We start from the raw sequence: 11,844 nt of genomic DNA, 5'->3' as shown, positions 1-11,844 counted from the left end.
GATAACAAGGAATGGATAAGGATACTTTATTGGAGTTATCAAAAAAGCTAAATACAGAATATGAAATAGGTATTTGGTCAGAGACAACTGATTTCTTCGAAAGGCAAGATATTGTTAATTCTTCTGTAAAATATAGTGAAGGCCAGTATAACATTGTCATTAAGCTAAAAGAGTTTAACTTAAGTGCGGCAAAGACCATATTTGCCTCCCTAGTAAGATTTATCGAATATAAATCAACGTTTTATGTGAGGGAAGATACAGAGTCTTCATTTGAATACTATCTACTTTCTTCAACTGATAACAAAAAAGCGTTCTTATTCCATGTAGTATTTCAATAAATCCAAGACCTTGGGGGCGATAATCCTCAAGGTCTTTTTTACCCCCACCCAGTGCCGAATGAATCGGGCGGCTATGTCCAAACGAACTTTACCCTCATCACCCCCGTATGAAAATTCTGTGCATGGTAGTGTACGCACAGCATTATGCTTGAATGTATACCCTATTTGCATTGCCGCCCTCCTATTCAACGTAAGCGGCAAATACTTCCCACCTTTAAATAACCCGATGCCTCTGTCAAAATAAAGCTATCGAAAAGACGGAGGCGAAGACGAATGGATCGAGAAGAACGGCGAGAGCTCTGGCAAGCCCGCATGTCGGATTACCGGCAAAGCGGTCTGAGCTTGAAGGCATGGTGCGCCTTGCAAGAGTATACGCCCGATCAACTGAAATATTGGCTGTATAAAAGAACCCCGAAGACCCCCAGCACGACTTCTATTTTACCATCTCCGCAATTTGTTTCCCTGGCTACGCTTCCGGCGTCCCCGTCAGGCACCTCCCTGCACGTACACGTCGGCTCCGCCCGAATCGAAATCACCCCCGGCTTCGACCCCGTGCTGCTGCGCGATCTGGTTCGCGCCCTGGAATCCCCATGCTAAACCTCCGTCCTGCCCCTCAGGTCTATCTGGCCTGCGGGGCCACCGATTTGCGTAAATCCATCGATGGCCTGGCTGCTATCCTGCATTCCCGCGAAATTATAACGAGGAATCTGTGAAAACCTTGTAGCCTCGGGCTTTTTTATCGAAAAACCTTGGCAAATCTCCCCATTCCACGTTATAATTATAACGTGGAATGGGGAGATTACACATGGCATTGGTCTATCTGAAGAATAAAAAGAACGGCATTACATACGTCTACGAGTCCGAGAACTACTGGGATAAAGCCAAACAACAATCCCGCAGTCGCCGCGTTTGCATTGGCAAACTGGACCCGCATACCGGTGAACTGCTTCCATCCAAAAGACTTGCGGAGCCAGAACCCGCACGCAAGCCCGGCCCTGTTCCTGCAACCGAGACGAAACGTCTCTACGCTGGGGCTACCTATTTGCTCGACGCCATCGGGGATAAGCTCGGCATTACGGCAGACTTGAAACAATGTTTTCCTGAATGCGATAAACAGCTTCTATCCATTGCCTTCTACTTGATTTTGGAAGATCATAACCCGCTGATGCGATTTTCCAAATGGGCATTGACCCATTGTCATCCGTATGGGAAAGAGATTCCGTCCCAGCGCAGCAGCGATTTCTTTGCCTCGATTACCGAAGAAGCCCGTGAACGCTTCTTTCGTTTACAGAGCCGCCGCCGAGCCGAGCAGGAATATTGGGCATACGATACCACGACGTTATCCAGCTACTCCGAAAGCTTGAAGCAAGTCAAATATGGGAAGAACAAGGAACACGATCTTTTGCCTCAATTGAATTTGGCTTTGTTATTCGGGGAACAGTCTAATTTGCCTTTCTATTACCGCAAGCTCCCGGGCAACATTACGGATGTCCAGACGATGAAAAAGCTGCTGGCAGACTTGGATTTCTTTACGTACAAGAAGATCAAGCTGGTCATGGATCGCGGATTTTACAGTGAGGCGAACGTCAACGCGATGTACCAGCATCATCTTAAATTCCTCATTGGGGTACGTGTCACACTGAAATACGTGCAGCAGGAACTGGAAGCCGCGAAGCCGCAGTTGCACAAATGGGAAACCTTCCATCCCGATCATAATTTGCATGCCTACTCGACTACGATCACCTGGCAGTATGAGCAGAGTCGGCCTTACAAAAAGGATGTGGTGAAAGAAGAGCGCAGGGCGTATCTGCACCTGTACTTCAACAAAGAAAAAGAAGCGGATGAGGCAAACAAGCTCAATCGGTTGCTGACCAAGTTGAAGCAAGAATTGGAGAGTGGAAAACGCGATCCTGCCCATGAAAAGATGTATGCCAAATACTTTGAAGTGAAGGCCACGCCCAAACGTGGAGTGAGCATCAAGCCCAAACAGGAAGCGATCGATGCAGCGGCGAGCAACAATGGGTATTTCGCGCTTCTCAGCAATGAGATCAAAGATCCGATCCAAGCGTTGTCTACCTACCGTAATAAAGATGTGATTGAGAAAGCATTTGGAAATTTGAAAGATCGCCTCAACTTTCGCCGGATGGAGGTTTCTTCCGAGCGGAGCTTGGACGGAAAACTGTTTGTCGAGTTTGTGGCCCTGATTTATTTGTCTTACATCAAGAAAGTCATGCAAGAGAAGCAATTGTTCCAGCGATATACCCTGCAGGGACTGCTGGATGAACTCGATGTCATTGAATGTTATGAACGGCCGGGATGTGAGGTGCAATTTGGCGAGATCACCAAACGGCAAATGGAACTTTATGAAGCCTTAGAAGTGCCGCCCCCAACCTCGTTATAATTTTGGCGGGAATCCAGGTGCTATTGTGCAGGAGCAATTTCAACTAAACCCGTTCTCCACGGCGCAGTTTGTCTTCTGCAACCGGCAGCGGAATAAGCTCAAAATCCTGCAGTGGGATCACGCCGGTTTTTGGCTGTACTACCGCCGATTGGAACAAGGTACCTTCGCTTGGCCGAAAGCTGAGAGTGTTTCGCCGCAGGTGATTTCCGAGCGGGAGCTGCGCTGGCTGCTGGACGGTCTTTCTCTGCAACAAAGACACGCTCACCCCCAAGTGGATGTCGAGCAGGTGATGTGACGCGAGACCAGAAGTCGAGCAGGAGTTCAGGCGGGACAGAGAGAATCTATGAGGTATGACGACACCCGCGAACGACCCTACCCTGGAGAATCTCCAGCAACAAAATCAATCGAAAGATCAACACATTCGCAAGCTAGAGCAGCAGAATGCTGAGCTTTCCGCCAAACTGGAGTGGTATGAAGAACAATTCCGCCTGGCCCAGCACCGGCGCTTTGGCGCTTCCAGCGAGAAGACGTCCCCGGAGCAGCTGGAGTTGAATCTATTCAATGAAGCCGAAGTGCTGGCCAGGGCGGAACCGGAGGTGGAAACCGAGCAGATTACCTATGAACGGCGCAAGCAGGTCGGTAAGCGCGAAGCAGATTTGTCCAAGCTGCCGGTCGAGACCGTTGTCTACGAATTGCCCGAGGGCGAGCAAATCTGCGCCTGCTGCGGGGGAGTACTGCATGACATGAGCACGGAAACCCGGCAGGAAGTTGCTGTGGTTCCGGCGCAGGTCAAGGTGATTCGCCATGTGCGGCACATCTATGCCTGCCGCACATGCGAGCGCGAAGGGGAGCGCTCGCCGATTGTGACCGCACCGATGCCCCGGCCGGTCTATCCCGGCAGTCTGGCCTCCCCTTCGCTGCTCGCCCACGTCCTGTACCAAAAGTACGTAAATGGGCTACCGCTTTACCGGCAGGAGCAGGATTTCACACGAATGGGGTTCCCCTTGTCGCGCCAAACGATGGCGAACTGGATGATCTACACCTCCGAGCAGTGGCTTTCACCTATGTTTCGTGTGATGAAGCTGCACTTGCTGCAGCAGGAGATCCTGCAGGCGGACGAAACGACGCTGCAGGTGCTGCGCGAACCCGGCAAGTCGGCGGAGTCGAAATCCTACGTCTGGCTGTACCGCACCGGAAGCAGTGGACCTTCGGTTGTGCTGTATGAGTACCAACCTTCCCGGGGTGGAGAACATCCGCGGAATTTCCTGGCCGGATTTGGCGGGATTCTACAGGTTGACGGGTATGCGGGCTACCATAAAGTGAAAGGCGTGAAGCTGGCCGGGTGCTGGGCGCATGCACGGCGGGGATTTGACGAAGCGCTAAAGGCGCTTCCGCCGTCGCAGCCGAAGGTGGGAACCGCCGCGCAGGAAGGCCTGACATTCTGCAACCGGCTATATGCGATTGAACGGGAAACGAATGAGCTTTCTCCAGACGAACGGCGAGACGTCCGCAGGGAGCGGAGCCTCCCGATTCTGGAAGCTTTTAGGGAGTGGCTCCGTCAACAGAAAAGCAAAACCTTACCCAAAAGCAAACTGGGCGAAGCGTTAGGGTACTGCCTGAATCAATGGGACAAGCTGACGCTGTTTCTGGAGGATGGCCGGATTGAGTTAGACAACAACCGGGCGGAACGCTCCATTAAACCGTTTGTAATCGGTCGAAAAAATTGGCTGTTTGCGAATACACCGCGCGGTGCGCAGGCCAGCAGCGTCATTTATAGTGTGATGGAAACGGCCAAAGAGAATGGACTGCATCCCTTCCGTTACCTGGCGTTTCTATTCGAGCAGCTTCCACAACTGGAGAATCTGAACGATCCGCAGGTGCTGGAACCGTTCCTTCCCTGGTCGCCCAATCTTCCTCCGCACTGCCACGTCCTGACTTCTTAATTTCATTCGGGTTTCAGCCCACACCTTGTTTCATGGTGTGGGCTATTTGACGCTTACCCCGCTACGAATACGATGCCTGGGGTCTGGTAACCGGCATGTACAACCGGTATGGCGAGCGTGTGCGTGAAGGGATTGGCTGGATGGGGGATCTCGGAAGCGGCAACGGCAGCCCGGGCTCCTTGCAGGGACCGGAAGACGAGAGCGGCAACACCGAACCGGACTACCATCCCGGCAACGGCAACGCCAATGGTAAGGCTAATGGAAAGGCTAATGGCAAGGCCAATAGCGAGCCAAGCCAGGAACAGACCGTAACCGGCGATTCGGCAGCGGCGGAACAAACGGTTACCGAAACCTCTGCAGGAATCACCGACCTCGTAACGGAGGAAGCGGAGCCAACCGAGGATATCACAACGGATCTGGTGAAGGAAAACCCATACCGCTATGCCGCCTATTACTGGGATCGGAAGACGCAGTACTACTACCTGCAAGCGCGCTACTACGACCCGCGTCCGGCCCGGTTTATATCGGAGGATACGGTAGAAGGGGAGATCGAGGCCCCGCCTACGCTGAATTTGTATGCGTACGTGATGAATAATCCGCTGATGTACACGGACCCAAGTGGAAATAGATTTTGTGAAGAAGGGGATGAGGGACAGTGCACCAAACCAACCAACAATACAAATATTAATGAAAAATATGTTGCTAAGAAACAACTTATTAAACTGAAGTTTATAAACGTTACCGATAGTATGGCGAGTAGTTTGAATTATACATTGGAAAAATATCATATAAATTCAAAAGAGAGGATTAGGCATTTCCTTGCACAGGTTATGCACGAATCTGACTATGGTCGGTCTATTAGAGAAAAGCATAATGGGGACCCAGAGGAGTACTTTAAAAATAAATATGATCACCGAACAGATATTGGAAATAAACCCGGGGATGGCCCGAAATTTAGAGGTGCAGGGTATATGCAAATAACAGGTAGAGATGTATACCAGAGATTTGCTGATTATGTAGGAGATCAGACTATTGTAGAAAAGGGCTACAGCTTTGTGATAGATAATTATGCATGGGAATCAGCAGGGTATTTTTGGGCTTTGTACAAAAATTTAAACCCACTTGCTGATAAAGGAGACTCTGCTCTTCTAGCAATTTCAAAAAAGGTTAACGGATTCAATAAACGTACAGGATTGCCCAATGGATGGCCAGAAAGACAGAAGGCCTATAAATTAACGAAACAAGTGATAAAATAATACAATGCACTTTTAATCGTATTTCAAAAAAAGGTAGTGAGGAATCTTAAATGAGGAAAAGTGTTTTAGTACTATTATTCACTCTTTTAGCGATTGTGGTTACAGCGTGTAGAATTAGCAGTGGGTCGATTCATGAAAGTGATGTTAATAACGATCAGCCTGAATCAACACAGGATAAAATTTCTTATGATTTTAAATCTGAAGCTTATACCTATAAGGATTCGATTACAGTTCGTTATCCGCAAATCATAAATTTAAATGATCAGGATAAGCAAATGAAATTGAATGAAATGATAAAGAAACGGGCTTATGGTTATTTGGATAACTACTCGACAGAGGATATGGATACCTTTAGTTTAGATCTTAACTATAAGGTGAAATTTAAAAGTGAACATTTTCTCAGTATTCAGTTTTCGGGCTATACTTATGATGAAGGTGCTGCACATCCTAATGATATATTCTATTCTATTAACATTGATATGGATAAGTCTGTAGCGCTGAAATTAAAAGATATGGTGGATATTGATGAAGAATTTGTAACTGAATTTAGAGAAGGAGAGTTACAGTCTACAATAAATGAGCAAAGGTCTACTCTTAATGAATGGACTGATCAGGAGTGGATTAGTATGTTAAAAGATGCAGACTCCAGAGAGTCCGGAATAAGTAGCTACTTAACTAATGATTCTTTGGGAATTAGTGTGGAGGTTCCACATGCAGTTGGAGATCATGCCGAATTGGAGATTAGTTATGATGAAATAAAACAAAAAATGAATTCAGACATACAATCTAAGCTCAGGGGAGATATTACACCGTAACATTCACAAAAGCTTGGCTTTCCGTAATCTCGATTGTTTGTAACCCTAAAATCCACACTAAGAAAGAAATAAATCAAATGGCTTGTAAGTAAGGATGCCACATGCGAGTTGATCTCAAGTACCCCAGAATTTCATCAGAATGATCATGGCCTTTTCCATTGTCCATTCTAAAGGGTGCACTTCAAACAACTCCATGTGGTTTTTTACACGGAACTTATGATGTGATTTTTAATGTGATGTGATTATTTTCGGTGAGTAAGTTGTAGATCGCGCAGGACTTATGGAAATGAAAGGTTAATCGGGATTACTCACTGTAACACCCTGTGAATATAAAACTTCTATTCGATCCAGGTAAAAGGAAAGATATGGGCTACTCCTGAACACTTTTTTCAAGCAATGAAATTTAAAGATACAGCTTATGAGGATGAATTTACGACTATTACATTACCAACTCCGATGGCGGCAGCGTTAGCAGGAAGATATCGTAATAAAAAGGAGCTAAGAGAGGAAGTGGATATATGGCAAAAAAGGTTGTTATTGCAATTTTTCTATTAGTGCTTACTTTGAGTTTGGGTGCTTGCAACGAAAGTGATAATAGAGTGCAAACAAATGATAATAAAGAAACTAATATGGTGCTACAAGATGTCAAGACAGAGATTTGAATATATTTAAGGTGTGAAAAAAAGTGCAAAGTGAAAAGTAGAGCTGTTGTAGGTGGAGGACAAGGCCCAAGCGAAGGCGCGGGAGGGGAACAAAGTTCCCTTCACCTTATTCCTATGTGGATGAAAGCATGACCTCCTGGTTATACACAGCAGCCGGCGTATGGTTTTGCAGGGACTGATGAGGCAGGTAGTGATTATGCAAATGGATATATCCTCCTACACCCTGCCGGGTCTCTCTTGGACTGCCATACTCGTTGATGTAAATTTCGTTGTACTTTAGGCTGCGCCAAAAGCGCTCAATGACAATATTGTCTGTCGCTCGGCCCTTCCCGTCCATGCTGATCCGAATCTCCTTTTCCTTGAGCAGATCAATGTACTTGGGACTGGTGAAGTGGCTGCCCTGGTCGCTGTTCACGATGGACGGAACACGACGGGCCAAGGCGCGTTTCATGGTTTCCAGGACAAAGTCAATTTCCAGACTTTGATCCAGTTGCCAGTCCACAATGAAGCGCGAATACCAGTCCATGACGGCATACAGATACATCCAGCCCTGTTTCATGCGGATATAGGTAATATCGACACTCCAGACCTGATCCGGCGCTGTAATCGGCAGCTTACGCAGCAGGTACGGGTAGATCCGGTGCTGTAGGTCTCGCTTACTCAGGTTAGGACCGGGGAAGATCGCCATGATCCCCATTTCCCGCATATACCGCCGTACGGTGTTGGGATGAATAGCATCCCCTTCCCGGTTCATGATGGCCGCAATCGTCCGGTAACCCATAAACGAATGGCGGGTGTAAAGCTCGTCAATCCGGTGCTTGAGGCGAATTTCCTCCGGGGAGGGAGGGACCGGCTTGTAATACAGGCTGGAACGATTCAGGCTGAGCAAGTCCGCCTGCGTTTGAATGGAAAGTTCAGCGTTCCCATACTCGACGAGGAGCAACCGTTCGGCACGGCTGAGATTATCGGCCAGATTTTTTTTTGAGCCACGACAATTGGGTGGTCAGTTTACCCACTTCGGCGTAGAGGTCTTCGATCTGCTGCTCGTATTCTTTTTTCATCTTCGTGATCCCTTTCCGGTCGTCTACAAAGAGCTGAGCCAGATTTTGAGTCGCTTCATTCTTCCAGCGATTTAACACATTGGGATGGATTCCTTCTTCCGAAGCCAGCTGCGAAATGGACTTTTCTTCTCTTAGAATCTCCAGTACAATTCGTGCTTTTTCTTCCGGCGTGAATGTTCGTCTTGATGTTGGCACAACTAAGAATCTCCTTTTTTGCTGTCTAGATTCTATGTAGCATTATATAAAGCACCTACAATGGCATCTAAAGTGGAAAATACCAACGATCCTAATAATCAACAAAAACTGAGTATTTCAAATGATATTAATTATAAAATAACTGAGTTTACTGACTCGAAAAGTACCGATAAATTAAACTACAATATAAAATATCCACAGTTATCAGGATTGATTGATGTTGATAAGCAGAAAAAGATTAATAATACTTTGAAGGATGAAGCTTTAAAAGTACTGAAGTATTACGAAGAACCATACGGCTCCGTGGATGTTAATATTGATTACAAAATTGTCTTAAAGACTACAAATATTTTAAGCATTCAATATTCGGGAGTTGGTTATGTTAGTAATGCAGCACATCCAAACAACTTGTTTTACACTACAAATATTAACATCAAGGCAGGAAAGAGATTGAGATTAAAAGACATCGTGAATATTGATGAAGATTTAGCCAGCAAATTTTTAAACGATGGATTTAAGGCATTGTGGCCAGAACAGGGAGAGGCACTCAAACATATCACTAACGAAGAAGTTCAGCAGAATTTTAAAGATGCAGATTCTTTAGACAATATTGGTACAGAGAAGCAATCTGATGTGTTCAGTTACTTCACAAATGACTCCCTGGGAATCTCAATAAGTGTTAGTCATGCTATTGGGGACCATGCAGAATTTGAAATTAAGTATCAAGATATTAAAGATAATACAAAAACAGAAAACGAAATATGGAACGACTTGTTAAACCCTACCTTTGAAAGCAACAATAAAAAATAGCACAGATTCATCTTTAGAATTACTTGAATATTCCATGAATTATTCACCTGAAGATGCTAGCTCGAGCAAAGTTACGATCCATTTTTCAGCCCGTATATGGTGAACAGAACAATAATAATACCTTTAGATATTTATTCAGGCTCTTAACTTAGAGTAGCCCCTATAGCAATAGTGTTGGAAAATCGTATTGGGTTAAAAACAAGTTACTTGACTATGCTAATTGGCGAAGAAATGAAGCTAAACAAAACGGTATATGCAATAGTCACGCGTTAATACGCTGGTGGTGTTGGTAAATTTTCAACTAAAGACGCCGCTTCATCCGCTGCTAAAGCCGCCGCTAAAACCGTCACTCAGCGGATGGGTAATTCTCAAAAGACACATTGTTCACCCATACGAATTACAAATACGAGAAGTTCTTGATAAAGTACTACCTGATGCTTATGACAGTATTGAAAATTTCGAAAAATCCCCACTTGAAATTGGTATGAGTTTACTGAAAATTCTTATAGAATATGCTTGCAAGGGGCAGAACATAGCTGTAATCACGTTAGCGAGAGATAGAATAAAGAAAATACCTTTGAAATGGTTAACACAATTAAAAGGAAGACATAAACCTTTTCTAACCATTATTGAGTTTGATGAAAAGCTGTAACAGTAATATTCCCAGAAACTATTAAGAAAGGATTGATTGAATGAATGAAATTAACAAAAACAAAAAAATTAAATCGTTAATTAAATCGGTATTGATAGCCATCATTTCATTTAGTGTGTTATTAGGGATTTATAATTTTTTACCAGCGACTATTATGTGGTACGAATCTATTTGGGAGTACAAAGTAAGAGATTTTGATACCTATAAAAGCGATTTCCAGACTATAGCGGACTTGGCTTATCGTGAGTTTAGCAAAGGACAAATGAAGGACTCTTATATACTTGTAAGTGAGAATTCTGATGGAACAGTTCATTTAAGTTATGAAAAATTCAAGACTGAAGATTTCGTTGAAGTAACGATGAGCCAAAGAGAGAAAAAATCTCTGGAGAAAATAAATGCAAATGCTTTTCATCAGGGCGATATGGCATATTTATCCGTAATTAGAGTTTATAAGGACCAAGTAGAATTTGAAATCGAAAATGGTCTATATTCATTGGTAAACAGAAGAGACGGTCATAAACCTAAATATGTAAATAAGCCGGATACAAAAAGGCACTTTAAGTTAAAGAAGATATCAGCTCACTGGTACCATGCAAGGATAGTAGAAGATTAAAGAGGAGTTTGGACAACGTCGACGTTTGTTAAGTGTGCAAAATAAAGTTGTAAAGATATGTATTTGTCCAGTTATCAAAACATAGTATACTGTTTGATTTAAAAATAATAACGAATAGAAGTTATTCTAAGTCAGTTCTAAGCCACATGCGAGTGTAACAACTCCATGTGGTTTTTCTTTTTGCGCGTGCCCAGATAAGCACGCATCTTCTAGCCGGTGCAAGTCCGGTCACGGGAGGGGCCAAGTCCCCGTGTAGCTAGGATACCTACGTGCGGCGAAATCTGTGCGTAGAAGCGTATCGATGAAAGTACCGGTCAGAGACAGGGCGAGCGACATGCCAGGCCGTAACATGAAGTGAATCCTGCCGCGTCGTCAAAAAGGCCTCGCAAGAGGGAAGAGAGGGAGCCGAATCAGCAAGACCCGGTTCAATCATACGGGCGAAACGCAAGAAGTAACGAACTATGTCTATAAAGGCGATACTTGGGTCATCACCGAGGAACGGGATGGAGCCGGCGGGGTCACGAAGTCGTATTCATACGATACGAACGAGCGGCCGCTGACGATTACGTACAAGGGACAGACCTATTGGTATGTGTATAACGGCCATGGGGATGTCGTCGCGCTGACGGATGCCGAGGGCAAAGTAGCGGCCCGCTACGAATACGATGTCTGGCGCCTGGTGACCGGCATGTACAACCGGTATGGCGAGCGTGTGCGTGAAGGGATTGGCTGGATGGGGGATCTCGGAAGCGGCAACGGCAGCCCGGGCTCCCTGCAGGGACCGGAAGACGAGAGCGGCAATATCGATCCGGACTACCATCCCGGCAATGGCAACGCCAATGGCAAAGGTAATAGCAAGGCTAAGAGCAAGCCAAGCGAGGAGCAGACCGTAACTTTGGCAGCGGCGGAAGAAACGGTTACCGACACCTCTGCAGGAATCACCGACCTCGTAACGGAGGAAGTGGAGCCAACCGAGGATATCACAACGGAACTGGTGAAGGAAAACCCAGTGGGTCTGTCAAGATTTTTGTATAAACTCATTTAAAGCAATCCCCCCGAGGGGAGGCATGCGTTTCTAAAGTATTCGCGCGTTAATAA

General features: G+C 45.6%; 13 protein-coding genes. 12 read left to right on the top strand and 1 reads right to left on the bottom strand.

The annotated features are described in order from the left end of the window. Positions 1–11: 11 nt before the first annotated feature. From PDUR_RS24850 to PDUR_RS28975, 8 genes are all read left to right on the top strand, one after another. A complete protein-coding gene (locus PDUR_RS24850) occupies positions 12–338 on the top strand; it encodes a hypothetical protein (protein WP_042208620.1) in 327 nt (108 codons plus the stop codon). A gap of 273 nt (positions 339–611) precedes the next feature. Next, entirely contained in the window at positions 612–935 is a 324-nt protein-coding gene (tnpA, locus tag PDUR_RS24840; RefSeq protein WP_042208618.1) for an IS66 family insertion sequence element accessory protein TnpA, read from the top strand. Between the two features lie 208 nt (positions 936–1,143). After that, complete coding sequence (locus PDUR_RS24835) at positions 1,144–2,739, top strand: IS1634 family transposase (RefSeq protein ID WP_042207572.1); 1,596 nt, start codon at positions 1,144–1,146, stop codon at positions 2,737–2,739. Between the two features lie 25 nt (positions 2,740–2,764). After that, entirely contained in the window at positions 2,765–3,034 is a 270-nt protein-coding gene (tnpB, locus tag PDUR_RS24830; protein WP_169744942.1) for an IS66 family insertion sequence element accessory protein TnpB, read from the top strand. A 55-nt stretch (positions 3,035–3,089) separates the two neighbouring features. Beyond that, the gene (tnpC, locus tag PDUR_RS24825) at positions 3,090–4,682 is read left to right on the top strand and encodes an IS66 family transposase (RefSeq protein ID WP_042208617.1); all 1,593 of its coding nucleotides are present in this window, start codon (positions 3,090–3,092) and stop codon (positions 4,680–4,682) included. A 95-nt stretch (positions 4,683–4,777) separates the two neighbouring features. Further along, positions 4,778–5,938: an RHS repeat-associated core domain-containing protein gene (locus PDUR_RS27560; protein WP_081949649.1), complete on the top strand. Its 1,161-nt coding sequence runs from the start codon at positions 4,778–4,780 to the stop codon at positions 5,936–5,938. 50 nt (positions 5,939–5,988) lie between these two features. Beyond that, on the top strand, positions 5,989–6,753 hold the full coding sequence (locus tag PDUR_RS24815; protein WP_042208616.1) for a DUF4163 domain-containing protein: 765 nt from the start codon (positions 5,989–5,991) through the stop codon (positions 6,751–6,753). A gap of 518 nt (positions 6,754–7,271) precedes the next feature. Then, entirely contained in the window at positions 7,272–7,415 is a 144-nt protein-coding gene (locus PDUR_RS28975; protein WP_156130609.1) for a hypothetical protein, read from the top strand. 112 nt (positions 7,416–7,527) lie between these two features. Here PDUR_RS28975 and PDUR_RS24810 read toward each other — a convergent pair. Beyond that, positions 7,528–8,671, bottom strand: a protein-coding gene (locus tag PDUR_RS24810; RefSeq protein WP_218918414.1) for an IS3 family transposase whose coding sequence is annotated in 2 segments (ribosomal slippage) — positions 7,528–8,398 and positions 8,397–8,671 — 1,146 coding nt in all. Because the reading frame shifts where the segments join, the coding sequence is not laid out codon by codon here. A gap of 60 nt (positions 8,672–8,731) precedes the next feature. Here PDUR_RS24810 and PDUR_RS24800 point away from each other — a divergent pair. From PDUR_RS24800 to PDUR_RS24785, 4 genes are all read left to right on the top strand, one after another. Further along, the gene (locus PDUR_RS24800) at positions 8,732–9,481 is read left to right on the top strand and encodes a PdaC/SigV domain-containing protein (RefSeq protein ID WP_042208615.1); all 750 of its coding nucleotides are present in this window, start codon (positions 8,732–8,734) and stop codon (positions 9,479–9,481) included. Positions 9,482–9,761: 280 nt separating this feature from the next. After that, complete coding sequence (locus PDUR_RS24795; RefSeq protein WP_156130607.1) at positions 9,762–10,133, top strand: hypothetical protein; 372 nt, start codon at positions 9,762–9,764, stop codon at positions 10,131–10,133. Positions 10,134–10,173: 40 nt separating this feature from the next. Then, positions 10,174–10,746, top strand: a complete 573-nt coding sequence (locus tag PDUR_RS24790) for a hypothetical protein (protein ID WP_042208613.1) — start codon at positions 10,174–10,176, stop codon at positions 10,744–10,746. 592 nt (positions 10,747–11,338) lie between these two features. Continuing rightward, positions 11,339–11,791: an RHS repeat domain-containing protein gene (locus PDUR_RS24785; RefSeq protein WP_042208612.1), complete on the top strand. Its 453-nt coding sequence runs from the start codon at positions 11,339–11,341 to the stop codon at positions 11,789–11,791. The last annotated feature ends 53 nt before the right edge of the window (positions 11,792–11,844 follow it).

The organism is Paenibacillus durus (assembly GCF_000756615.1).
GTDB lineage: Bacteria > Bacillota > Bacilli > Paenibacillales > Paenibacillaceae > Paenibacillus_AQ > Paenibacillus_AQ durus.
The sequence above is the reverse complement of the archived record's forward strand: the minus strand, read 5'-3'. Positions and strand labels throughout refer to the sequence as shown.